Origin of the sequence: Streptantibioticus cattleyicolor NRRL 8057 = DSM 46488, from assembly GCF_000240165.1 — a bacterium.
In the GTDB taxonomy this organism is placed as follows: Bacteria; Actinomycetota; Actinomycetes; order Streptomycetales; family Streptomycetaceae; genus Streptantibioticus; species Streptantibioticus cattleyicolor.
Genome location: NC_017585.1, coordinates 523,076 through 545,275, shown reverse-complemented (window position 1 = coordinate 545,275; position 22,200 = coordinate 523,076). Strand labels below are relative to the sequence as shown.

Genomic DNA, 22,200 nt, shown 5'->3' with positions numbered 1-22,200 from the left:
ACCGGAGGAAGTCGTGGAACAGTACGAACTCGACGCCATCGCGCAGATCACCACCCAGCCCGCCCGGAAGTACCGCACCATCGAGGTGGAGACCCTCACCCCGGTCATCGGCGCCGAGGTCACCGGCATCGACCTCGCCGAGGAACTCACCGAGGAGCAACTCGGTGAACTGAGAGCCGCCTTCCTCGACCACCACGTGCTGGTCTTCCGCGACCAGGTCATCACCCCCGAGCAGCACAAGCGGCTGGCCGGCCACTTCGGCGAGCTGCGGCCGGTCAACCCGCCGCCGCCCGAGGGCGACCCGTACATCCTGGAGATCAGCACCTCACCGGAGGCCGCCAACGTAGCCGGCAACGGCTGGCACGCCGACGGCACGGCCGACGCCGAACCCTCGCTCGGCTCCATGCTCTACATCACGAAGACCCCCGAGCCCGGCAGCGGCGGCGACACCCTCTTCGCCAACATGCACCTCGCCTACGCCATGCTCTCCCCGGCGATGCGCGCCATGCTCGACGGCATGACCGCCGTCCACGACGGCATGGTCGCCTTCCAGGGGTACGAGGTCCCCGCCGGATACGTGGTCCCCAAGAACGAACACCCGCTGGTGGTGCGCCACCCGGAGACCGGCCGCAAGCTGCTCTACGTCAACAAGGCGTACACCGCCCGCATCCCGCAGCTCTCCGCCGACGAGAGCCGGGCCGTGCTCGACATGCTCTTCGACTTCATCGCCCGCCGCCCGGTGCTCAACTGCCGGGTGCGGTGGCGTCCCAACACCCTGGTGTTCTGGGACAACCGCTGCGTCCAGCACCACGCCACCTACGACTACTACCCGTTCGCCCGCTACGGCCAGCGGGTCGCCATCAACGGCGGACCGCTCCAGGGGTAGCCACCGGTGCGGGGTCAGGCCACCCGGGTCAGGCCCCGCACCAGACCACCGGCCAGCCGCACGCAGCCGTCCCGGTGACGCCGCCCGTCGCCACCGGCGTAGGCCCGCAGGCACGCGCGGACGTGCGCGTACGGGACGCAGGCGGCGTAACCGGCCGGGTCCGCCCCGGCGAACGCGGCGGCAGCGGCGGCGGCGTTGGCCGACGCGTTGGCCTCCGCGTGCACCCGGGCGTTGGCCTCGGTGTTCAGCTGGGCGTAGCTCTCGCCGTACGCGGTGGCCTCGGCCTCGTCGTAACCGCGGCTGAGGGCGAAGGCACGCGCCGCGTCGGAGGCGGTGGTGTAGGCGTCCTGGTAGGCGTAGGCCCAGCGGTAGACCTGGCGCAGCGCGGGTTCGAGCGTGGCGCGCCACACCTCCTCGGGGACGGCTTCGCCGGCCAGGGCGCGGTCGTGGAGGGCGGTCACCGCGTGCTGTGCCGCCGGGTCCTCGCCGTGGTGGCCGGCGGCCTCGGCGAGCAGCGGGCCGACGTCGCCGGAGTGCCAGTGGTGCACCACGGTGAAGGGCACCTGACGATGGCGTGCGGCCATCCGGGCGAGCTGGTCCTGTACCTGTCGCGCCCACTGTCCGGTGTCGGCGGGTGCCATCCCCTCCAGCAGCACCGCGGCGACCTGAACCGGCCAGCCCGGCAGCGCGCCGGTGACGTCGGTGAGGGGGAAGGCCCCGGCCCAGGTCCGCTCTGCCGTCATCTGTTCGGCCTCCGCGTCGGCGCGTGTGGTGGCGGGCGTCCGCGCGGCGCGGCAACGGCCGGTGCGGCACGGTCGGTGATCAGGCTACCGGCCGCGTTTGGGCAGGTCCAGGGGTGGTGCGGGGGTGGAGGGCGGTGAGTATGGTGGGCGCCCGCCGTCGCCCGAGTTGGCCGAAGGTTCGTCGTGACTTCGCCCGCGGGTACCGATATGTTCCCGGCCGGCTGGGGACACTGCCCCCGCACCACTCCGCCCAGGACGTCAGGAGACAGCACCAGATGACATCCCTCGATCGCCGCAGGTTCATGCAACTGGCGGGTGGTACGGCCGCCCTGTCCGCGCTGTCGACCAGCATCGCCCGAGCGGCGGAGATCGCCCCCGACCGCCGCACCGGAACGCTGCGCGACGTGGACCACGTCGTCGTCCTGATGCAGGAGAACCGTTCCTTCGACCACTACCTCGGCACCCTGCGCGGGGTACGCGGCTTCGGCGACCCGAGGCCGGTGTCGCTGCCGAACGGCAAGCCGGTGTGGTACCAGTCGGACGGCACCAAGGAGGTGCTGCCGTTCCGCCCGCGGGCGGACAACCTGGGCCTGCAGTTCATCCAGGACCTCAACCACGACTGGAACGGCGGTCACGAGGCCTGGAACCAGGGCCGGTACGACCGCTGGGTGCCCGCCAAGACGGCCACCACCATGGCGTACCTGACCCGCGAGGACATCCCGTTCCACTACGCCCTCGCCGACACCTTCACCATCTGCGACGCCTACCACTGCTCGCTGCTGGGCCCCACCGACCCCAACCGCTACTACATGTGGACCGGGTGCGTCGGCAACAACGGCACCGGCGGCGGCCCGGTGATCACCAACGCCGAGGCCGGCTACTCCTGGACCACCTACCCCGAACGGCTGGACCGGGCCGGCGTCTCCTGGAAGATCTACCAGGACGTCGGCGACGGGCTGGACGCCGCCGGCTCCTGGGGCTGGACCCAGGACGCCTACATCGGCAACTACGGCGACAACTCGCTGCTGTACTTCGACAACTACCGCCAGGCCAAGCCTGGCGACCCGCTCCACGAGAAGGCCCGCACCGGCACCAACGCCAAGTCCGGCCAGGGCTTCTTCGACATCCTCAAGGCCGACGTCATGGCCGGCAGGCTCCCCCAGGTCTCCTGGATCGCCGCCCCCGAGGCGTTCACCGAACACCCCAACTGGCCGGCGAACTACGGTGCCTGGTACATCTCCCAGGTGCTGGACGCGCTCACCGCCAACCCCAAGGTGTGGGCGCGCACCGCGCTGTTCATCACCTACGACGAGAACGACGGCTTCTTCGACCACGTCGTGCCGCCGTACGCCCCGCCGTCCGAGCAGCAGGGCGCCTCGACCGTCGACACCACCGGTGAGCTGTTCCACCCGACCGGCTCCGACCAGAACGTGGCCGGCCCCTACGGACTGGGCCAGCGGGTGCCGATGTTCGTGGTCTCCCCGTGGAGCAAGGGCGGCTGGGTCTGCTCCGAGGTCTTCGACCACACCTCCATCATCCGCTTCATGGAGCGGCGGTTCGGCGTCCACGAACCCAACATCTCCGCCTGGCGGCGCACCGTCTGCGGCGACCTCACCTCCGCCTTCGACTTCGACCGCACCGACCGCAAGGTGCCGCGCCTCCCCGACACCAGCGGCTACTTCCCGCCCGACCGCAACCGGCACCCCGACTACGTGCCCACCCCGCCCGCCCAGGGCGAACTGCCCAAGCAGGAACCGGGGTTGCGCCCGGCCCGGCCGCTCCCGTACGACCTGTCCGCCGACGCCCGGCTGTCCGCCGCCGGTGAGCTGACCGTCGACTTCGCCAGCCACGGCCCGGCCGGCGCCTCGTTCCACGTCACCTCGGCCGACGGCAGCGGCCCGTGGAGCTACACCGTAGAATCCGGCCGGCGGCTGACCGGGCAGTGGCACCCGGCCGCCGGCGGCGCGGGCGACTACGACCTCACGGTGCACGGCCCCGGCGGCTTCCTGCGGCGGTTCGCCGGACGCCCGGGCGGCACCGGGCTGGAGGTGACCGCCCGGCACGACGGCCGCACCGGCGAGGTGCGCCTGGTGATCGCCAACAGCGGCCCCGGCACGGTACGGGTCACCATCACCGACGCCTACGGCTCCGCCCGCCCGGCCGTCCACCGGCTGCGCCCCGGCGCCCGCACGGTGCACCTCGCGCCCACCCGGCACGGCCACGGCTGGTACGACCTGACGGTCACCTGCGACACCGACGCCCGCTTCGTCCGCCGCCTGGCCGGCCACGTGGAGACCGGGCACCCCAGCACCAGCGACCCGGCGATCGCCACCCACTGAACCGGCCGGCCCCGGAACGCCACCCGCGTTCCGGGGCCGCGCGACGGCCGGCGATGGCGCCGGACGGGCCGCCGGTAGACTGGCGCCGTGGTCGGCAAGGACGCGGGCCGACCGCCGAAAGGCACGACAGGCGTCCGGGGTTGGAGCACACCATGAACGCCGCGTCCGCCGCCTGCTTCCGCAAGGCCGCCCGGTCGGCGCCGGCCGTCGCCCTGGCCGTGGCGCTCACCTCGTGCGCCGCACCACAGCACGACGACGACGGCCCCGCCCCGCGGCCCAGCACCGCGACCCACCAGGCCGTCCGGCTGCCCCCGGTGCACGCCGGCTTCGACTACCAGATCGGCGGCCCCTACCAGCCCCCCGCCGGGGTACGCGTCGTCAGCCGCGACCACTCCGCCACCCCGGCCCGCGGGCTGTACAACGTCTGCTACGTCAACGCCTTCCAGGCCCAGCCCGACGCCGAACACCAGTGGCCCGCCGACCTCCTGCTCCGCGACGACCACGGCAAGGTGGTGATCGACAAGGACTGGAACGAGGCGTTGCTGGACATCTCCACCGCCGCCAAACGCCGCCGGATCGCCGCCAAGGTCGACGGTTGGATCGACGAGTGCGCCGCCAAGGGTTTCGACGCCGTCGAACCCGACAACTACGACAGCTACACCCGCTCCGGCGACCGGCTCACCGACGACGACGCCACCGCCTTCATCACCATGCTCGCCGACCACGCCCACGCCAAGCACCTGGCCATCGGGCAGAAGAACACCGCCGAGCTGGCCGACCGGAGCGACGAGACCCACCTGGACTTCGCGGTCGCCGAGGAGTGCGCCGAGAACGACGAGTGCGCCACCTACGCCTCCGCCTTCCACGACCGCGTCCTGGTCGTCGAATACACCAAGGCCGGCATGGCCAAGGCATGCTCCGGCTTCGGCGGCCGGCTCAGCATCGTCCGCCGCGACCGGGACGTCTCCACCCCCGGCGACCACGGGTACGAGCGCGCCACCTGCTGACGCAACGTCAGGTACGGCCGGTGACCGTACGGGCACGGCAGCCGTTCCCGTACGGCGACGGCACACCGGCTTCCCCGGCACCGCAAGAACTTGCGCAAGGACTTACCCGCGGGCGCCGGAGCTGTTACCTTCGGCCACCGGACTCCGGGGCCACCGTTCACCCCGCCGCCCCGAACAGGGCCGGCCCCGGAGTCCGTGCCGGGCACGGCGGTTCCGGGCACCGTTCGGGCGCCCGCATCGCCGCCACGGAAGACCGTTTCCCCCGGAACCCGCCCCCACCTGCGCCGACGTCCCGCTGAACCGGGCACGAACGGGCATGATCGATGCCACGTCCGCCCTGGCGAACGCGGGCACCTGCTTGTTTGAATCGACCTGGTCGAGCCCGAACGGGCATCACACCACGACCGTTCGGTAACCGGGAGCCGGAAGGAGGCGCGCCGTGGACGGGGATGAGCGGCGCCGGCGGACACTGGAACGGGCCCGCACCGAGGGCTCGGTGGACGTCGTCCGGCTCGCGGCGGAGTTCGCCGTCTCCAAGGAGACCGTCCGCCGCGACCTGGCCGTGCTGGCCGGCCACGGACTGGTGCGGCGCACCCACGGCGGCGCGTATCCGGTGGAGTCCGCCGGGTTCGAGACCACCCTGGCCTTCCGCACCACCCAGCACGTCCCGGAGAAGTCCCGGATCGCCACGGCCGCCGCCGGACTGCTGGGGGACGCCGAGACCGTCTTCGTGGACGAGGGGTACACCCCGCAACTCATCGCCGAAGCGCTCCCCGCCGACCGGGCGCTGACCGTGGTGACCGCCTCGCTCACCGTGGCCGCCGCCCTCGCCGACCGGGAACACGCCACCGTCCTGCTGCTCGGCGGCCGGGTACGCGGCGGCACCCTGGCCACCGTCGACCACTCCGCGGTGCGGATGCTCGCCGGCTTCGTCATCGACCTCGCCTACCTCGGCGCCAACGGCATCTCCCGAGGCTACGGGCTCACCACCCCCGATCCGGCGGTCGGCGAGGTCAAGGCGCAGGCGGTGCGGTCGGCCCGGCGGGTCGTCTTCGCGGGCGTGCGCGGCAAGTTCGGCGCGGTGAGCTTCTGCCGGTTCGCCGAGGTGGCCGACCTGGAGGCGATCGTCACCGACACCGGTCTGCCGGCCGCCGAGGCCCGCCGCTACTCGATGCTGGGCCCCCAGGTCATCCGGGCCGGCGCCCCCGCCGCCACCGGTTGACGCCGCGCCCGGCGCTCGTACCGTCCACGGCGGTGCCGCCGCACGCCCGGCACGGCCGCCGCACATCACGTACCCCTACCGCACACCCAACCACCCGTACCGCACAGCGAAGTGAGGAGCATCCGACGCATGCGCGCAGTCATGGTCACCGAGCCCGGCGCAGCCGTCCCGACCGAGGTGCCGGATCCGCGGCCCGGGCCGGGGGAGGTGGTGGTGCGGGTCGACGCGTGCGGCCTGTGCGGCACCGACATGCACATCCTGGACGGCGAACTCCCCTCCGCCCGCTACCCGTTGGTACCCGGACACGAACTCGCCGGTGAGGTCGTGGAGTGCGGTCCGGGGGCCACCGGGGTGGCGGTGGGGACCCGGGTCGCCGTCGACCCCAACATGCCGTGCGGCGCCTGCCATTACTGCCGCATCGGCCGCGGCAACCTGTGCGACGACTACACCGCCGTCGGCGTCACCCGGGACGGCGGCTTCGCCGAACTGGTCGCGGTCCCCGCCCGCTGCTGCCACCCGCTCCCCGAGGCGCTCTCCCCGGCCGCCGCCGGCCTGGTCGAACCGCTCGCCTGCGCCGTGCACGCCGTCGGCCGGCTGCCCCGCCGCCCCGGCGAGCACTACCTGATCTACGGCGCCGGCACCATGGGGCTGATGATGTCCGCGGTGGTGCGCCACGCCGGCGCCGCCTCGGTCTCCATGGTCGACCCCAACGAGGAACGGCTCGCCTTCGCCAAGGGGTTCGGCGCCGACGCCGTCGCCACCGGTGCCGGGATGCTCGACCGCCCCCAGGGGTTCGAAGTGGTCATCGACGCCACCGGGGTGGTGGCCGCCATCGAGGACGGACTGGGCCGGGTACGCAAGGGCGGCACCTTCCTCCAGTTCGGCGTCGCCGACCCGGCGCAGGCCGCCCGGCTCTCCCCGTTCCGGGTCTACAACGCCGAGATCGACATCATCGGTTCGATGGCCGTCCACCACGGCTTCCAGCCCGCCATCGACCTGCTCGCCGCCGGACTCGACCTCGACCCGCTGGTCAGCGACGTCTTCGGACTCGACCAGTTCGACGAGGCGGTGGCCGCCTTCCGGGCCGGCACCGGCCGCAAGATACACATCGACCCGGCGCGCCGGACGGCCGGGCCCGCCACGGCTGCGGAGGCGCGGTCATGAGCGCCCCGCTGCTGGTGACCGGGGAGGCGTTGGTGGACCTGGTGCCCGCCGCCGACGGCGACGGCAGCCGTTACGTGGCGTACCCCGGCGGGGCACCGGCCAACCTGGCGGTCGGGCTCGCCCGGCTCGGACTCCCGGTCGCCTTCGCCGGCGGCATCGGACGCGACGCCTTCGCCGCCCTCGGCGCCGACCGGCTGACCGGCGCCGGCGTCGACCTCACGCCCAGCGCCCGTACCGCCCTGCCCACCGCCCTCGCGGTCGCCGACCCCGGACCGGACGGCACCGCCTACGACTTCCACATCACCGGCACCGCCACCTTCCGCGTCCCGGCCCTCACCGACGGACTGGAACGGTACGCCGCCGTCTGCGTGGGCGGCCTGGCCGCCGTGACCGCCCCGGCCCACGACGCGGTGGCCGCCACCGCCGAGGCCGCGGCGGCGCGCTCCACCCTCGTCGTCGACCCCAACGCCCGGTCCGGCACCGACGACGAGGGCCGGGCCCGCCTGGTGCGCCTGTGCCAACTGGCCCACCTGGTCAAGGTGAGCGACGAGGACGTACGGCTGCTGTGGCCGGACGAACCGGTGGAGGACACCTGCCGCCGGCTGGCCGGGGACGGACGCCTGGTGGTGCTCACCCGCGGCGCCGACGGCAGCACCGCGTTCACCCCGGGCGGCCTGCGCGTCGACGTCCCCGTGGTCCCGGTCCAGGTCGTCGACACCATCGGCGCCGGGGACGCCTTCACCGCCGGCCTCCTCGCCCGGCTGGCCGGATCCGGCCTCCTCGCCCCGGACTCCCTCGCCGACCTGACACACCATCAACTCGACGACGCCCTCCGCCTCGGCGCCCGCACGGCCGCCGCCGTCTGCGCCCGCGCCGGCGCCGACCTCGTCGTCCCGGCGGACATCGCGGCGGACCTGGCCGGCCCAGGACGGCCTGCCGCGCACATCACACGGCGCTCACATTGATCTCACAGCGGGCACAGATCAAGATGATCATCCATCAACGGTCTTCAGGAAGGACCCACCCATGAGGCCGACCCGCGCCGCACTCCTCGTCGTGGCCGCCGCCATGACACCCGCCCTCCTCCTCACCGCCGCCCCCGCCCTCGCCACCACCCCGCCCCCCACCACCACCGCCACAGCCCCCGCCACCACCCCCGTCGACCAGATGTCCCTGGACGACCTCCGCGTGGCCGTCCTTCGCATCCTGGCCGACAACAGCAGCGGCAAGGCGGTGGTGCGCGAGGCCAACGCGGCTCTGGACGCGGGTACTCCGGAGGCGTTGCGCGCGTTCCTGGAGAGCGGTTACCGGCTGGCGCGGGCGGAGGACGACCGGGTGGCGATCCTTCGTATCCTGGCGGACAAGAGCAGTGGCAAGGCGGTGGTGCGGGAGGCCAACAAGGCTTTGGACGCGGGTACTCCGGAGGCGTTGCGCGCCTTCCTGGAGAGCGGCTTCCGGCTCGCCCGGGCCGAGGACGACCGCGTGGCCATAGCCCGGATCCTCGCCGACCCGAAGAGCAGCGACGCCCTGCGCGCGGCGGCCGGCAAGGCCATCGACGGCACCCCCGAGGAACTGCGGCACTTCCTGGAGGTCGGGCAGTACCAGGTCAAGCGCTGACCTCGGGGGCGGGCCGCCGCGCTCACCACACGGAGAGCGCGGCGGCCCGCCCCCTTCGCCCCTCCGTCCCTCCGCCCGGCGCGGACCGGCGACATGTCGCTCACCCTCGGCAATGGCCACGTCGTTGATGGCCCCACAACGCGTTGCCCTAGGCACGCCACCGCTGGCCCTTCGCCTCGTGATACGCGTACCGGAACCGCACCGCGCTGCGGTCGCCGTGGAAGTCCCACAACTCCTTCCGCAACGCGTACTCGAGTTCACGCGACCACTTCTCCCGCAGGAACGTCACGACGGCATCCCGACCGGTGATGTATCGATCACGGTTGCGGTTGCAGTTGCGCCACACGGGGTCCGCCGTGCCCGTGAGCGCGACTTGCTCCGGGTTGAGGGTGTTCCACGCCTCATCGGCCGCGTGAGCCTTACGGTGGGCGCGGGTCGTCATGGCGGGCTGCTCTCGTCGCGACGCGGAGGACGCGGGTTCTCCGTTACCAGCACGCGGGCGGCCAGGGGGTCGGTGCCGACGACGGTGACGTGCCAGCCGCGCTGGGTCAGGCCCTGTTCCAGGTCGCGGGTGATCTCCGGCATGGGGGCGGGGTTCTCGGTGGCGACGTCCAGGTCCTGGCTGAGGCGGTCGACCAGGCCGTGGGCCTGGACGGCGTAGCCGCCGGTGATCACCAGGGGTTAGGGGGTGCCGATGGCCAGGACGTCGGCGAGGAGCCGGCGGTGCAGGTCGCTGAGGTTCACGCGGCGGTGGCCGCCCGGTGGGCCAGGAGGGGGAAGGCGTTCTCCCAGGCGGTGCGGATGTGCCGGCTGACCAGGGTGCGCAGCACCGGCCACTGGTCGAGGAGCAGGTCGCGGTCGAGCAGCGCGGTCCGGTCGTCGTGCCGGCCCTCGGCGAGCACGGTGCGGTACAGGCTCATCCGCTGCCGGGGCCGGTCCAGATCCAGAGTGCGCAGACCCGACCAGGCGATGTGCAGCGGCAGGTCGACCCGGCCATGCCGGGGACCGGCCAGGTCCTCCAGGCGGGCGGGCAGCCGACCGGTGTACCGGGCGCGCAGCACCTCGGCGGCGGACGGGAACGCGGCGGCGGACGACGACTGGACCATGCCACGATTCTGGCACGCACCCGGCGAGGCAGGAGATGTTCGGCGTATCCGCACCATGAGAACGGCGAAGGGTCCTGGTCGCAGGACCGGCACACAAGGACCCGGCCCTCGGCGAGCAGCGGAGTCGAACGGGGCCGACCGGGTGTGCTGCCCCAGGGCACAGCTTGAGGGGTGGCCCGGCGACGGCCCGGAACCCCGGCCGGGTGCGGCCAGTGTCATCGATGTGCGCGTTTCCCTGGGACAGCCGCCGCGGTCATCCGGCAGGCCGAGCGGCGGGAGGCGGGGGAGTGCCTCCGTGCGGAGCGGATTGGCGCGCCGGGTGTGGGCGACGACGCCGTGAACGGCGACGCTGGCGTCTGCTCCGGCCCGCAACCCCGCCCGGCTGTCAGCGCGGCGTCGGTGTGCCGGAGCGTTTGGCGCCAGGGGCACGACTCGTTCCCTGACTTGCGGAAAGCGTTGTTCACCGCGCAGGGGGTTGTTCAGTGAACATCACGGTGAACGCCCCGGCGTAGAGGGACGAGCGCTCCGGCCGGTACGACAGGACCACGCCGCAGCGGCTGCCCCGGAAAAGCCGAGCCCGCCTCCTTGTCGTTCTCGGCATCCGCTGCCGGTCCGTCTGCGGCGCACGCATCCACTCTGTTTTCCGGCCCGTCCCCGGCGGCACGCGCTTGTCTGCGCCGGGCGTCGGGCGCTTCCCAGGAGAAGGGGCACCGCGCATGATGAAGGACCCGGACAGCGCCTCGCGTTACCGTCGGCGGTGGCGCCGAGGCATCGTGGCCGTGCTGGCTTCGCTGACCGCCACCGCCACCGCCACCGTCGGCCCGGACATCCACGTCAAAGCCGGCCGCACCCTCTACTCGGTGCCCTGGAGCTGATCGGCCGGCGCGTGGACGTCCGCTCCACCGCGACCATGGTCCAGGTCTTCCACGAGAGCGAGCTGGTCAAGACTCACGTCGCCCTTGACCAGGGCAAACGCACGGACAGAGGCGACTGTCCGCCGGTGAAGTTCGCCTTCCGGATGCTAGCCCCGCTGCCAGATCCGCAGTGGCCCGATCGCCTCGAACCCGTGGCGGACGGCGGTATTCAGATCCTCGCCGTGCTCGTAGCCGACTACGGGCAGGGCCGGGAACAGCCAGTACACCGCGTCCAGCACCGCCGGCCAGGCCGCGTCGCTGCCGCCTTCCAACGCGAAGACGTTGGAGATCCCGACCACGTGGCCGCTGCGGCTCGCCACAGCGCCGGAAACCACGCGACCGTCGTCGCGCCGGCCGGCGAGCACGAATGTGGCCGCATCGTCGAGCAACTCGGGCCGGAACAGGTCCGCGTTGCTCCCGCCGTCGTCCCAGGCGAGTGCCCAGGCCCGCAGCATCTCCGGACTGTCGACCACGCCCCAGGCAAGGTCCGGCGCGGCGGCTGGAGCGCTCGCCGGACGGTGGATCCACTGCGCGTCGAACAGCACCTGAAAGCCTGCCGGCGTGAGGTCGAGGTCGGCGAAGCTGTCCTTGACACTGGCGCCGGGCACCCCAGTATCGATCCGTGCCAGCAGATCGGCTCTATCGGCGCCCGGCACCAGCGTCACCGCGTCGGGGTAGTACAGCGGCGTCCGGACCGGAGCGGACCATGCCTGCCGCCCGAACGAGCTACTCAAACCGTGCGATCGGCTCATCACGGCGCACCACTCGGCGTTGTTGCGGGCGGCCGCCTGGACCAGAGACTGCTTCGTCATTGTCACGAATGCGGATCATGCCCGCCGCGGCCAGCGCCGTCGAACAGATTTGCCGCGGCCGCGGCGTGGATGCTCCGCCCGCCTGCCAGCACCTGGGGAATGACGTGACCGTCGACAGGGACCGCGCAAGGCGTGCGCCGGGTACTCAAGGCGGTGCGCCGCCTGCCGGCGCCGGCTAGATGATCAATTCCAAGGGGTTCAGTGGTCGTAGGCGGTGAGCGCGCGCGGCGACGCCCTGCCGGACGCCTACGCCAACTCGCTCTACCGCGCGTTCAAGAACCACCGTGACGGCAACCCGCTCGCCTGCCACGTCGACGCGGCGCCGGTGACGGGTTCCTGCTCGACCCGCTCTTCGCCCTGGACCGCCGACCGCGCCCCTATAACAAGTACCTGGCCTGGGAGCTGGACCGGTTCCCGCTGCCCGGCTGGGAGAGCGCCGTGGACACCGTTGCCCGGATCACCGCGACCCGCGAAGAGCCGCTGCAGCAGCGGCTCTTCGCCCGGGTCGAGGCGGTTGCCCGGGCCGCCGGCCATGCGGCGGTGCTGGACGCCTGGGGCGAGGACATGCTACTGATGCGGCCCAACCCGGACTCCCCGGCTCACCGGTCCTCCTGACCTTCGGGGCGCCGAGAGTTCGGCGCGGCTACTTCGCCCAGCGTCCCATGTTCGGCGCGATGCCGATCAGGCACTCGATCTCGGTCTGGAAGCCGATGAGGGCGTAGGCGGTCAGGCGCAGGTGGCCCTCAAGGCAGACCAGGTCGTCCTGCCTCTCACCGACGAGGATGAGCGGAGGAAACTGCTCTCCCGTGAGGAGTGCCTGGGCCGCGTCGACAAACGGTTCGTTGGAAACGTCGAACGTCCGTAGCCCTGCCTTGACGCGTGCAGCAGCGTCGGTCGGCCGGCGGCTACCACCCGACAGTTCAACCCAGTAGGAATAGTCGAGGTAGCGCACGCAGGCCGCCTCGTCGGCGGACAGGAGTGCCCTGGTCCACGTGACCTGAGTGGGGAAGTTCTCGAACAGATCGCGGTTCTCGCCGTACCCGCGCGTCGCAGCGAGCAGAGCGCGACGTGCGAAGTTCGCTCCGGCGTCGGCGAGGTCTGGATGCGTCAGCAACTGCTCGGCCTGCCCGGCCACCGCAAGTTGGGACCGGAGGTTTTGGCCGAACCTCTGGCTGGACAGCTCGCCGCGCAAGAAGCAGGCGACCATCTCGTCCTCACTGCTCACGCCCAGTACCTGCATGACCGTCAGCATAGGGTCCACCTCGTTCGCCCTGCGCCGGCCTGGCAACCGTGTCACTCCGCGCCATCCAGCCCACCTGGCCAAGCCAGCGGTCGAACCGGGTAAAGCGGTTGAGAACGTCCTCTCAAGACCGACAAGCAAGCAGGCTGGGCACCAGCTCTGACCAGGTGATCATTTTCAAGGGGTCGCTGGACAGCCAAGGGCCATTTCCTCCGGCGGATCAGCCTGGGAGAGTGTGGCTATGAGTGACGTGGTTATCCGTCGAGCAGAATCCGATGACGCGCCCGCGCTGGCAGCTATGCGCTGGCGGTTCAAGGTGGAGGACGGCGGAGACGAAGTCCCGCAGGATGAGGAGGAGTTCACCGCTGAGTGCGAGCAGTGGCTGCGTTCCCGGATGGCCGGGCCGTGGCGCGTCTGGATCGCGGAAGTGGGCGGTCGGCCCTGTGGCCACGTGTTCGTGTGTCTCGTGGAGAAGGTCCCGAGTCCCTATCCGGCTTCCGATGCGCTCGGTTACGTGACCAACTTCTACGTTGTCCCTGAACAGCGCGATCGCGGTCTGGGCAGGGCCCTGCTCGAAGAGGCCACCGGCTATGCGCGCGCTCACGGCCTGGACACGTTGATCGTGTGGCCGTCCGAGCGCAGCGCGCCGCTGTACCGGCGCTGCGGATTCGACCGCCCGGCCGAGCTCCTCGAACAGCCCGTCGCTCCCAGCTGAGCGAAGTTCTGGTAGTGACTGCGCGGACGATGCGAGGGCACCCACGGTCAGTCTGTGACGAACGACCTGGACGCCCTCGCGACCGCACTCCATGTGAAGACCGACGGGCCTGCTGAAGGCCTCGCCGCAATTCGCCCCGCACCGCCCGGCCGTGGGCATCGTGCCGCGGCTCGGCGACGCCGAGCTGGTAACACTGGCGATGATGCAGGCGATGCTCGGCTTCACCTCCGAGGCCCGCTGGCTGCGCCATGCCGGCGCCCAAGGAGATCGACGCGGATCCGGTGCCCGCCCGAGAGCCTCCCCGCCCGCTGACCGGGTTGCAGACCGAGTCGCCGAATCCGATCGCGTGCCAACTGGGCGTGTTCCGGCCCGGGTTGAGATGGGCGGCGAGCCGAAGGTGATCCTCGATGCTGAGGCCGGCGTAGGTGGGGGTGTCCTGGGCGACGAAACACACCTTCGCCAGCTGCGCCGCGCCGTCGGCCGGGAGGCTGCCGCACACCTCGATGGCGCCCGAGGTCGGTGTCAGCATGCCGGCGGCGAGGTTCTGTGGCGTGGACCTCCCGGCTCCGTCGGGGCCGACCAGCCCGACGACGCGACCGGCCGGGACGTCCAGCGTGCAGTCCGACAAGGCCCGGCGCTGCTTGTACCTCGTGCCCCGCGCTTGGGCCCGCAAGACGGCGGTCACGCTGTGTCCTCCTGAGTGGTGGTCCGAAAAGCCGACCGTGCACCGGGTCTCGCCGCTTCCGGGTGCGTCGGGACCGGCCGCTACATCGGCCGACCGGCTCGGCTCCAGCGCCGTCGCCGTCAACGTTTTCGCAGGTCGGGCCGGTGTGGCGGCCGGCCGTCGGCGGACGGGGTGAGCCGCTCCCCCTGCGGGCGTACGGCCGCAGGGGGACTCCCGGCGGGTGGGGGACGGCTACGATCCCGGTGTGGATCGAGCGATGCCGCGTCCTCCGTGGCCGAGACGGCTGCCGTCGCCGGTGTGGTCGGCGCTGACCTGGTGCGCTGCCGCTCTGTTCGCGCTCTTGCTGTTCGTCACCACGACCAGTCGGATGGGACCGCTCCCGCTGCCGTCCCACGAGTCCGTCTCCGTGGGCGTCCTGCCCCGGGAGGCGATGGCCGTCGCGTCGGCGCTGGCCCTCGGATGGGCCCACCGTCGGCCACTGCCGGTGTTCGGGGTGCTGCTGGCCGAATCGTGCGCGGCGGCCGCGGTCGGCGCGAAGACCTGGCCGTTCTTCCTGGTGATGGCCGTCCTGGTCGGCTACCTCGCGGCCACTCGTCCGCGCCGTACCGCCCTCGCGGCCGCTTGCGTCGAGCTGGCCGCCTGGCCCTGCCAGTGGTGGGCGATGGACCAGGCGCAGGAGGCGCTCAGCGACTTCCTCAGCATGATGGCCGCCCTCATCGCGGTGGTCGCCATCGCCTGGCTGACCGGCAACTCGGTACGCCGGCAACGGGATTACGGCCAGGCACTGCGCACACAGGCGTTGACGGCCGAGCGGCTGCGGATCGCCCGGGAGGTGCACGACATGGTGGCGCACAGCATGGGCGTCATCGCGATCCAGGCCGGCGCGGCAGGCCTGGTCCTGGACACCCGGCCGGAGGACGCACGCAAGGCGCTCGACGCCATCGAGACCACCAGCCGCGAGACGCTGGCCGGACTGCGACGCATGCTCGTCTCGCTGCGCCGAGCCGACGACGACACGGCAACGCCGCCTGCGGCAGTGGGCCTGGAGGCCGTCGACCGGCTGGCCGAGACGACGACGGACGCCGGAGTACGGGTCGAGGTGCACTGGCAGGGCGAGCGCCGGCCGCTGCCACCCGAGGTCGACGTGGCCGCCTTCAGGATCATCCAGGAGTCGGTCACCAACACGGTGCGCCATTCCGGCGCCCGGCACTGCCAGGTGTCCGTGGACTACGGGGACGAGGAGTTGGCCGTCGAGATCGTCGACGACGGACGCGGGGCGGGCCGGGCCGGCGCGCGAGCAGATGTGCGGGCCGGTGCCGCTTCGGGGTCAGGATACGGGATCTCCGGGATGCGGGAACGGGTCGCCTTGCTGAACGGCCTGTTCAGCGCGGGCACCAGGCCCGAGGGCGGCTTCCGAGTGGCGGCGCAGCTGCCGCTATGACGATCCGAGTGGTACTGGCCGACGACCAGGAACTGGTGCGCGCCGGACTGAGCATGGTCATCACGGGCCTCCCTGACCTGGAGATCGTGGGTGAGGCCGGAACGGGCGCCGAAGCCGTCCGACTGGCCGATGAGGTCCGACCCGACGTCGTGGTGATGGACATCCGCATGCCCGGTACGGACGGCATCGAAGCCACCCGGGCCATCACCGCGGATTCCCCGACGCCACGCGTCCTCATCCTCACCACCTTCGACGACGACGAGAACGTCTACGCCTCGCTGCGCGCGGGTGCCAGCGGGTTCCTGGTCAAGGACATGGCGTTGGTGGACATCATCGCGGCGATCCGCGTGGTCGCGGCCGGCGATGCCCTGATCGCGCCGAGCGTCACCCGCCGCCTCATCGAGGACTTCGCCGGGCGCCCGGCGCCCGCCCGGCAACATCGACGGCTCGACGGCATCACCGGCAGGGAACGCGAAGTGCTGACCCTGATCGGGCGCGGCCTGTCCAACAGCGAGATCGCCGAGGAGCTTTTCATCGGCCCCGCCACCGCCAAGACCCATGTGGCACGGCTGCTGACCAAGCTCGACGCCCGCGACCGCGTCCAACTCGTCATCGCCGCCTACGATGCGGGCCTGGTGTCCCCGTCCGGCTGAGCCTGTGTGAACGGGGACACCGCGCGCGGCGCTACGGGAGCTGGACGGCGACTTCCGGCTCGTCCGGGGACGGCCCGTCCAGCAGTGGCTCCGGTTCGCCCTTCAGTTGAAGATCGAAGAAGTCCCCGAGGTACGTCCGGGTGATCGCCAGCCCGCGCAGCGGCGCGATCGCCCCGGGCGGGCTGGGCCGGCCCACCGCCTGGGAGAGCAACGGCAGGTCGCTGAACGTGCCGTGCTCGGCGCCGGCAATGGTGAGCCGGCGCTTCCAGCCGTCCAGGCTCGTCCAGGCGTCGTCCCAGCTGGAATCCATGCCCGGGCTCTCGTCGGACTGGGCGCCGAACAGGAGGAAGGGCCTGCCGTCCAGACCGGTGGTCGGGACCGGCACCTGGAAGGTGCCGTCCATGTTCACCCCGGCCCGCACCCGGCGGTCGGCAGCCATGGTCACGGCGGCGGCGTCGCCGCCGATGGAGTGCCCGGCCATGCCGATCCGTCGCCGGTCGATCAGATGGGCGTAGGACCAGGGTGAGTGAGCGGACGTCAGCCGGTCGATCACGAAGGAGGCGTCCTTCGCCCGGCTCTCGGCGACGGCCGGCAGCCCGCCCGTCGGTGGCTGGTCGCAGATGGCGCAGGGCAGGGTCTGTCCGTCGGGGAAGGTGACGCCGGGGGTCTCGTAGGTGTGGTCGATCAGTGCGACGACGTACCCGCGGCTGGCCAGGTCCTCGGCGACGCTGCTGAACAGCGCCCGCGGGAGGGTGAAACCGGGTGAGAGCAGCACCAGCGGGAACCGCCCGGGCGCCGGGCGCGCATCCGTCCGCGCCCAGGCGCGGACGGTGGTCAGTGCCTCGGGTGGAATGCCGGAGCCCGGGGCCTTCTCCTGGAGGAACAGCCGGGCCTCGTCGGTGGTCATGTAGGAAGCGGGCACCCCGCTCCCAGGCCGGGCCGGGTAGTACATCGACACCATCAGCTGCCGCGCTCCCGCCGACGGCACCCAGGGGTCCCGGCGATGCTGGTCGACGAGGTGCAGCAGGTCCCGGCCGACCGCGTACGGGCCGGTCGGACGAGGCAGCTCAGCCGTGAAACCAACCGGCGCCGGGCCGGCGGAGGCCTCGGCGGACGGCGCGGCGGCGAAGGCGGGTGCCGCCGCGGCAATCGGCAACGGCAGAACGAGGGCGAGCGCGGCGGCCACAGCCGCGCGGCGGATACTGGTCATGCCCCAGAAACTAGGTCGCAGCCAGGCGCCTGACGTCAGCTCAGGAGTGGACAGCCGCATCCGCTTCCGGGCGGATCCGCCGTCCCCTCGCAGGCCGACCGAACCCGGTACTGCCGGTCGGAGCAGTACGACGAGCTGTCCCGGCGCGCGTGCAATCCATAGGGCGCGGGGGCCACCGCGAAATCATCGTGGCCGGTGAAGGGCCCGGTGACCAGCAGGACGCTGTCCCCGTGACTCAAGGTCCTCCCCGCGCCCACGGGGGTTGCCCGGTGCGCCGCGGCGTCTACCGATTCAACCCGCCGTCGTCCCCGCGCCCGCGAGGATTCCCCACCCGGCACAACGCGGCTCACCACCACCGTCGACCCGGCGGAATGGCTGTGCTCCACCGCCTCCGTCACCCCCCAACCGGCGGACCGCCAACCCCCCCGCCATGCCTGAGCTACCACCCCGCCCCGCTGAAGACATCGACGTGCCGGAGCACGAAGCTGTCATGTTCCCGCCATTGCTGTTTCACGTCGGGCGCGCCTGCTGGTGAGTGCGGTCGGGCGGGCCCACCATGGGCGGCGCCCGTTGTCGAGGTGCCGAGGAGGCGTCCGCCATGCGTGTGCCCGTCAAGCGCGGCGGAACCGGGAGAGCCCTGCGGGGTGCCGGGGTCGTCGTCGCTGGTGTGTTGTTGGCTGCCGGGTTGAGTGGCCCGCAGGACGCGACCGCCCGTCCGGTGGTGCCCGCGCCCACCGCGCCGGCCCGCGGAACCGTGCCGGGGCGGGCCATCGGCACGCATGCTGTCACCGCACGTGACCGTGCCGCCGTCGAGCGGTTCCGGCGGCTGCGCGGCGGAGCGGGCGCGCTGCGTCCGGCGGCGAGCACCAATCACAAGTGGTGGGGGACCAAGGTGGCCGCGGGCGGTGCGGGCGTCCTGGGGTTGAGCGCCACCCAGACCCTCGACCCCGCGCTCACCCTCAGCGACGCCGACGACGTGCTCTACGCGCCCACCTTCAAGCCCGGCCCGGGTGCCTGCATCGAACTGGTCACCGTGCACACCGACTCCGGTGCCGAGATCTGGGCCTGGGACTGGTGCACCAACTCCGGGACGGACATCGGCGCCACCGTCACCGTCGAGGACGCCTTCCTCGCCCGCTACGGCACCACCGTGGGCGGACGCACGGCCTACAGCGCCAAGGTCGAGCAGACCGACGCGACCAGCAACACCTGGACCGCCTACCTCTACGACTACTCCGCCGGCGTCTGGCGCACCTTCTTCACCAGCAACGGCACCGACCACAGCGGCGTCGCCTACGGCTGGGACATGTTCGAGTACTACTCGGCGGTCGATCCGGCCACCGGCAACGTCCAGGTCTGCGACGACCTGGCGGGGCGGACGGTGGAGAGCGGCGCCACGCAGATCCGCGACGCCGCCGGTTGGTCCGCGGCCGTCCCCGCCAACTCCTCCGTCTTCCCCAAGCCCGCCATGGACCCGGCCGGTTACCTGTGCGCCGGCATCCACAGCCAAGTGGTCACACCCAACAGCGACTGGCGGGTCACGGTGAGCTGACCAACCGTCAGACATCACACGTCAAAAACGCCGCACGAACGGATCCGACCCGGCCAGATACGGCGGCCAGGAAGACAAACCGTGGGCCGACGGGTCCCCGGCGGACACGAACGCGGCCACCGCACCGCCGAAGGCAGCGGCCAGTTCCCGGTCGCCGTCGTCCACCGGGCCGAGCATCGGCGCCACCGCGAAGGCATCCAACGTGCCGAACAGGAATGGCAGTTCGGCGCAGTGCGTGGCGCCCAGCCCCGCCTCGTCCACCGACGGACGGCGGGCGAAACGGTACACGTACGCCGGGTGGTCACCTGCCGCGCACCGGGCGGCGATCTCCCGGACGCCGTCACCGAAGACCCGGTCGGTGACGGCGTCGGTGAGCACCCGCGCCGGGGTCGCCCCGGGCCGCCGGGCCGCGTACGAGGCGTAACGGGCCTCGGCGTCGTCGCCCAGCGAAGCGAGCACCTCCTCGCGGCCGAGTGCCTGCACGGCCGGGTTGAAGGCGAAGAACGCCGTCATCTCGTCCTCGGTGCTGCCCAGCAGCACCCCCTTGCCGTCCAACGCGCCGTCCGCCACCGCGGCCATGGCGGCACGCGGCACACCGGGGCCGCCGAGCACCGGATACATCGGCGGCGCCACACCACCGGCGCGCTCCGCCATCAGCCGCGCGTACCCGGCGAGCAACTCCTCGACCGGCCGGGCCCGCAGCGCCGCCCCCGGGTCGGCGTCCCCCTCGACGCCGAGGATGCGCAGGAAGTCCGCGGCGGCCCCGTCCGCCTCCGCCGGCTCCTGCGGTGCCAGATCCCACGGCCCCGACTCCGCCACCACCTGGTGCACCAGCGGCGCGGTCGCCGGATCCACCGCGAGGTGGAGCGCGGAGAACGCCCCGGCCGACTGCCCGCCGACCGTCACCCGTCCCGGGTCACCGCCGAACGCCTCGATGTTGTCACGCACCCACCGCAGCACCGCGCCCTGGTCCAGGCAGCCGGCGTTCTCCGCGCCGATGCCGGGAAGCCACAGGTAACCCAGCGGCCCCAGGCGGTAGTTGGCGGTCACCACCACGATGTCACCGAGGGCCGCGAGCCGCCCGCCGTCGTACCAGTCCCAGCCGCCGCTGCCGCTGGTGAAGCCGCCGCCGTGGAACCAGACCAGCACCGGTCGCCGCACCGGATCGCCCGGCGGCGCCCACACGTTGAGGTTCAGGCAGCCCTCCTCGTCCCAGTCCGGCACCCTGGCTCCCATCACCGCCTCCAGCCGGGACGGGTTCTGCGGCACCGAAGGGCCGGGGCGCGCCGCGTCGTACGTACCTTCCCACCCCGGGTGCGGCCGGGGCGCGGCGAACCGCAGCGCGCCCACCGGCGGGGCGGCGTACGGCACACCACGGAAGGCCGCCACCCCGTTCTCCTCGCGCACCCCGCGTACCGGGCCGTACTTCGTGGCCACCACGGGCCGTTCTCGCGTTTCGCAGTCCATACCCCTGCATACCTCGCGCACCGCCCTTCCCGCCAGGACCGACGTCACCCGGCCGCCCCGCCGGAACGGGTACGTCAGGGAAACGTCAGCGAGCCCGCCGGGCGCTTGAACCGCCCGGCCCGGTCGGCTTCCATGGCGGGGTGAACAGCGGTCCGCGCCACGACGACCGGCCACCGAGTACGGGTGCCGCCGTCGATCCCGCACGCCGTCCGCGCCCGGTGAACTGACCCGGGGGCGGCGTCGCCGCATCACTTCGCTTCACATCACCACACACCACCACGCCGGCCGACCGCGCCCTGCCTTCCGCGGGCCCGGCCTGCCCGTATCCCATATCCCGCACTCTGGACGAGGACCCATGACCCGCTCACCCCTGCCGTCGCGTACCGCCCTGGTCACCGGAGCCGCCTCCGGCATCGGCTGGGAGACCGCCCGTCTCCTGGCCGCACAGGGCTGCACCGTGCTCGTGCACGCCCGGGACGCCGTGTCCGCCCGCGACGCCGTCGACCGGCTGGTGGCCGCCGGCGCCGACGCGGACCGGCTGGAGCCCGTCGCGGCCGACTTCACCCGGCTCGCCGAGGTCGAGGAACTGGCCCGGGTCACGGCCGCCGTCCACCCCGTGCTCGACCTGCTGGTCAACAACGCGGCGGTGGCCGCCCCGGAACGCCACACCCTCACCGGGGACGGACTGGAGATCTCCTTCCAGGTCAACTTCCTCGCCGCCTACCTGCTCACCCGGCGCCTCGCCGGCCCGCTCACCGCCCGCCCCGGCAGCCGCGTGGTCAACGTCTCCTCCTCCATGCACCGCACCGCCTCCATCGCCTGGAACGACGTCAACCGGGCCCGCCGCTACTCCCGACTCGCCGCCTACGCGCAATCACAACTCGCCCTCACCGTCTTCACCCGCGCCGCCGTCCCCGCCGACTCCAACTGCACGGCGGTCAGCGTCCACCCGGGCATCTGCGACACCGCCCTCCTCCCCCTCTACGCCCACGAAGGCGACCCCGCCGCCGACGGCGCCGCCCACGTCGTACGCCTCTGCGACCCCGCCACCGACATCCGCCCCGGCACCTACTACGACCGCACCGCCCCCTCCCCGGCCGCCCCGGTGGCCACCGACGACCGCACGGTGCGCCGCCTGTGCAAACTCGCCGACCGGCTCGTCGCCCGGGCGGCGTGAACGGGGGGTTACGGTCGTCGCCGACCCGCCCGGTTGTGAGCGCTCACCGTCCCCCCCGACGCCCCTGCCTTCCGTGCTTGCGGCCGACCACCACCGCACCGAGCGGCGGTTGTGCGCGCTCACGAACCCGGCGGCCCCCTCACACCCCCCGCGTCCGCAGCCATCCCGATGCCCCCCACCGCCTGAGCCCGTCGTCGGGGGGCATGCCCGAACGGCACTTGGCGGGCGGGACGTTCGGCCCTGGTGGGGG

The 22,200-nt window shown here is 72.5% G+C and carries 20 protein-coding genes and 4 pseudogenes; 15 read left to right on the top strand and 9 right to left on the bottom strand.

Annotated features, from left to right (window positions below; genetic code table 11):
• The first annotated feature begins 13 nt into the window (after positions 1-13).
• Complete coding sequence (locus tag SCATT_RS30030; RefSeq protein WP_014151633.1) at positions 14-886, top strand: TauD/TfdA dioxygenase family protein; 873 nt, start codon at positions 14-16, stop codon at positions 884-886.
• 14 nt (positions 887-900) lie between these two features.
• Here the strand turns inward: SCATT_RS30030 and SCATT_RS30025 are convergent, their stop codons facing one another.
• Positions 901-1,629 (bottom strand): hypothetical protein, encoded by a 729-nt coding sequence (locus SCATT_RS30025; RefSeq protein ID WP_014151634.1) that lies wholly within the window; start codon positions 1,627-1,629, stop codon positions 901-903.
• Between the two features lie 275 nt (positions 1,630-1,904).
• Between SCATT_RS30025 and SCATT_RS30020 the strand changes: the two genes are divergently transcribed.
• The 6 genes from SCATT_RS30020 (at position 1,905) to SCATT_RS29995 (ending at position 8,978) form a co-directional block, all read left to right on the top strand.
• The gene (locus tag SCATT_RS30020) at positions 1,905-3,968 is read left to right on the top strand and encodes a phosphocholine-specific phospholipase C (protein WP_014151635.1); all 2,064 of its coding nucleotides are present in this window, start codon (positions 1,905-1,907) and stop codon (positions 3,966-3,968) included.
• A gap of 152 nt (positions 3,969-4,120) precedes the next feature.
• On the top strand, positions 4,121-4,975 hold the full coding sequence (locus SCATT_RS30015; RefSeq protein WP_014151636.1) for an endo alpha-1,4 polygalactosaminidase: 855 nt from the start codon (positions 4,121-4,123) through the stop codon (positions 4,973-4,975).
• Positions 4,976-5,414: 439 nt separating this feature from the next.
• Positions 5,415-6,197, top strand: coding sequence for a DeoR/GlpR family DNA-binding transcription regulator (locus SCATT_RS30010; RefSeq protein WP_014151637.1), 783 nt, complete (start codon positions 5,415-5,417; stop codon positions 6,195-6,197).
• Between the two features lie 129 nt (positions 6,198-6,326).
• The gene (locus SCATT_RS30005) at positions 6,327-7,361 is read left to right on the top strand and encodes a zinc-dependent alcohol dehydrogenase family protein (protein ID WP_014151638.1); all 1,035 of its coding nucleotides are present in this window, start codon (positions 6,327-6,329) and stop codon (positions 7,359-7,361) included.
• A complete protein-coding gene (locus SCATT_RS30000) occupies positions 7,358-8,326 on the top strand; it encodes a PfkB family carbohydrate kinase (protein ID WP_014151639.1) in 969 nt (322 codons plus the stop codon). The genes SCATT_RS30005 and SCATT_RS30000 overlap by 4 nt, the downstream gene beginning before the upstream one ends.
• A gap of 61 nt (positions 8,327-8,387) precedes the next feature.
• Positions 8,388-8,978: an ALF repeat-containing protein gene (locus SCATT_RS29995; protein WP_014151640.1), complete on the top strand. Its 591-nt coding sequence runs from the start codon at positions 8,388-8,390 to the stop codon at positions 8,976-8,978.
• A 148-nt stretch (positions 8,979-9,126) separates the two neighbouring features.
• On the opposite strand, the gene SCATT_RS29990 is transcribed toward SCATT_RS29995, so the two are convergent.
• The 3 genes and pseudogenes from SCATT_RS29990 to SCATT_RS29980 form a co-directional block, all read right to left on the bottom strand.
• Complete coding sequence (locus SCATT_RS29990) at positions 9,127-9,420, bottom strand: DUF1348 family protein (RefSeq protein WP_014151641.1); 294 nt, start codon at positions 9,418-9,420, stop codon at positions 9,127-9,129.
• A gap of 38 nt (positions 9,421-9,458) precedes the next feature.
• Positions 9,459-9,656 (bottom strand): annotated as a pseudogene (locus SCATT_RS29985) (nucleotidyl transferase AbiEii/AbiGii toxin family protein); the annotation flags it as partial.
• A 62-nt stretch (positions 9,657-9,718) separates the two neighbouring features.
• On the bottom strand, positions 9,719-10,084 hold the full coding sequence (locus SCATT_RS29980; RefSeq protein ID WP_014151643.1) for a hypothetical protein: 366 nt from the start codon (positions 10,082-10,084) through the stop codon (positions 9,719-9,721).
• A gap of 716 nt (positions 10,085-10,800) precedes the next feature.
• On the opposite strand from SCATT_RS29980, the gene SCATT_RS39910 reads away from it, so the two are divergent.
• Positions 10,801-10,959 (top strand): hypothetical protein, encoded by a 159-nt coding sequence (locus tag SCATT_RS39910; protein WP_014151644.1) that lies wholly within the window; start codon positions 10,801-10,803, stop codon positions 10,957-10,959.
• A gap of 146 nt (positions 10,960-11,105) precedes the next feature.
• Here the strand turns inward: SCATT_RS39910 and SCATT_RS29975 are convergent, their stop codons facing one another.
• Positions 11,106-11,810: a hypothetical protein gene (locus SCATT_RS29975; protein WP_014151645.1), complete on the bottom strand. Its 705-nt coding sequence runs from the start codon at positions 11,808-11,810 to the stop codon at positions 11,106-11,108.
• Positions 11,811-12,051: 241 nt separating this feature from the next.
• On the opposite strand from SCATT_RS29975, the pseudogene SCATT_RS39905 reads away from it, so the two are divergent.
• A pseudogene (locus SCATT_RS39905) lies at positions 12,052-12,425 on the top strand (hypothetical protein); the annotation flags it as partial.
• 28 nt (positions 12,426-12,453) lie between these two features.
• On the opposite strand, the gene SCATT_RS29970 reads toward SCATT_RS39905, so the two are convergent.
• The gene (locus tag SCATT_RS29970) at positions 12,454-13,062 is read right to left on the bottom strand and encodes a hypothetical protein (protein ID WP_014151647.1); all 609 of its coding nucleotides are present in this window, start codon (positions 13,060-13,062) and stop codon (positions 12,454-12,456) included.
• 229 nt (positions 13,063-13,291) lie between these two features.
• Between SCATT_RS29970 and SCATT_RS29965 the strand changes: the two genes are divergently transcribed.
• Entirely contained in the window at positions 13,292-13,765 is a 474-nt protein-coding gene (locus SCATT_RS29965) for a GNAT family N-acetyltransferase (RefSeq protein ID WP_231904930.1), read from the top strand.
• A gap of 54 nt (positions 13,766-13,819) precedes the next feature.
• Positions 13,820-14,024: pseudogene (locus tag SCATT_RS39900) on the top strand (IS982 family transposase); the annotation flags it as partial.
• A gap of 4 nt (positions 14,025-14,028) precedes the next feature.
• Here the strand turns inward: SCATT_RS39900 and SCATT_RS37090 are convergent.
• A pseudogene (locus tag SCATT_RS37090) lies at positions 14,029-14,450 on the bottom strand (ATP-binding cassette domain-containing protein); the annotation flags it as partial.
• Positions 14,451-14,694: 244 nt separating this feature from the next.
• Between SCATT_RS37090 and SCATT_RS29960 the strand changes: the two are divergent.
• Together SCATT_RS29960 and SCATT_RS29955 are read left to right on the top strand one after the other, a co-directional pair.
• Positions 14,695-15,891 (top strand): sensor histidine kinase, encoded by a 1,197-nt coding sequence (locus SCATT_RS29960; protein ID WP_231904931.1) that lies wholly within the window; start codon positions 14,695-14,697, stop codon positions 15,889-15,891.
• Entirely contained in the window at positions 15,888-16,544 is a 657-nt protein-coding gene (locus SCATT_RS29955) for a response regulator (RefSeq protein WP_014151650.1), read from the top strand. The genes SCATT_RS29960 and SCATT_RS29955 overlap by 4 nt, the downstream gene beginning before the upstream one ends.
• Positions 16,545-16,575: 31 nt before the next feature.
• On the opposite strand, the gene SCATT_RS29950 is transcribed toward SCATT_RS29955, so the two are convergent.
• A complete protein-coding gene (locus SCATT_RS29950; protein ID WP_014151651.1) occupies positions 16,576-17,754 on the bottom strand; it encodes an alpha/beta hydrolase family protein in 1,179 nt (392 codons plus the stop codon).
• 598 nt (positions 17,755-18,352) lie between these two features.
• Between SCATT_RS29950 and SCATT_RS29945 the strand changes: the two genes are divergently transcribed.
• Entirely contained in the window at positions 18,353-19,306 is a 954-nt protein-coding gene (locus SCATT_RS29945; protein ID WP_014151652.1) for a hypothetical protein, read from the top strand.
• Positions 19,307-19,327: 21 nt separating this feature from the next.
• On the opposite strand, the gene SCATT_RS29940 is transcribed toward SCATT_RS29945, so the two are convergent.
• Positions 19,328-20,773, bottom strand: a complete 1,446-nt coding sequence (locus tag SCATT_RS29940) for a carboxylesterase/lipase family protein (protein ID WP_041823699.1) — start codon at positions 20,771-20,773, stop codon at positions 19,328-19,330.
• Between the two features lie 355 nt (positions 20,774-21,128).
• On the opposite strand from SCATT_RS29940, the gene SCATT_RS29935 reads away from it, so the two are divergent.
• Positions 21,129-21,950: an SDR family NAD(P)-dependent oxidoreductase gene (locus SCATT_RS29935; RefSeq protein ID WP_014151654.1), complete on the top strand. Its 822-nt coding sequence runs from the start codon at positions 21,129-21,131 to the stop codon at positions 21,948-21,950.
• Positions 21,951-22,200 lie beyond the last annotated feature (250 nt).

Bases quoted from the DNA above. Each gene is read 5' to 3' on its own strand.
- SCATT_RS29970 (WP_014151647.1), bottom strand. From the start codon at position 13,062: ATGCTGACGGTCATGCAGGTACTGGGCGTGAGCAGTGAGGACGAGATG.
- SCATT_RS30005 (WP_014151638.1), top strand. From the start codon at position 6,327: ATGCGCGCAGTCATGGTCACCGAGCCCGGCGCAGCCGTCCCGACCGAG.
- SCATT_RS29980 (WP_014151643.1), bottom strand. From the start codon at position 10,084: ATGGTCCAGTCGTCGTCCGCCGCCGCGTTCCCGTCCGCCGCCGAGGTG.
- SCATT_RS30020 (WP_014151635.1), top strand. From the start codon at position 1,905: ATGACATCCCTCGATCGCCGCAGGTTCATGCAACTGGCGGGTGGTACG.
- SCATT_RS29935 (WP_014151654.1), top strand. From the start codon at position 21,129: ATGACCCGCTCACCCCTGCCGTCGCGTACCGCCCTGGTCACCGGAGCC.
- SCATT_RS29990 (WP_014151641.1), bottom strand. From the start codon at position 9,420: ATGACGACCCGCGCCCACCGTAAGGCTCACGCGGCCGATGAGGCGTGG.
- SCATT_RS29965 (WP_231904930.1), top strand. From the start codon at position 13,292: ATGAGTGACGTGGTTATCCGTCGAGCAGAATCCGATGACGCGCCCGCG.
- SCATT_RS29945 (WP_014151652.1), top strand. From the start codon at position 18,353: ATGCGTGTGCCCGTCAAGCGCGGCGGAACCGGGAGAGCCCTGCGGGGT.
- SCATT_RS29955 (WP_014151650.1), top strand. From the start codon at position 15,888: ATGACGATCCGAGTGGTACTGGCCGACGACCAGGAACTGGTGCGCGCC.
- SCATT_RS29975 (WP_014151645.1), bottom strand. From the start codon at position 11,810: ATGACGAAGCAGTCTCTGGTCCAGGCGGCCGCCCGCAACAACGCCGAG.
- SCATT_RS30000 (WP_014151639.1), top strand. From the start codon at position 7,358: ATGAGCGCCCCGCTGCTGGTGACCGGGGAGGCGTTGGTGGACCTGGTG.
- SCATT_RS29940 (WP_041823699.1), bottom strand. From the start codon at position 20,773: ATGGACTGCGAAACGCGAGAACGGCCCGTGGTGGCCACGAAGTACGGC.
- SCATT_RS30015 (WP_014151636.1), top strand. From the start codon at position 4,121: ATGAACGCCGCGTCCGCCGCCTGCTTCCGCAAGGCCGCCCGGTCGGCG.
- SCATT_RS29995 (WP_014151640.1), top strand. From the start codon at position 8,388: ATGAGGCCGACCCGCGCCGCACTCCTCGTCGTGGCCGCCGCCATGACA.
- SCATT_RS39910 (WP_014151644.1), top strand. From the start codon at position 10,801: ATGATGAAGGACCCGGACAGCGCCTCGCGTTACCGTCGGCGGTGGCGC.
- SCATT_RS30025 (WP_014151634.1), bottom strand. From the start codon at position 1,629: ATGACGGCAGAGCGGACCTGGGCCGGGGCCTTCCCCCTCACCGACGTC.
- SCATT_RS29950 (WP_014151651.1), bottom strand. From the start codon at position 17,754: ATGACCAGTATCCGCCGCGCGGCTGTGGCCGCCGCGCTCGCCCTCGTT.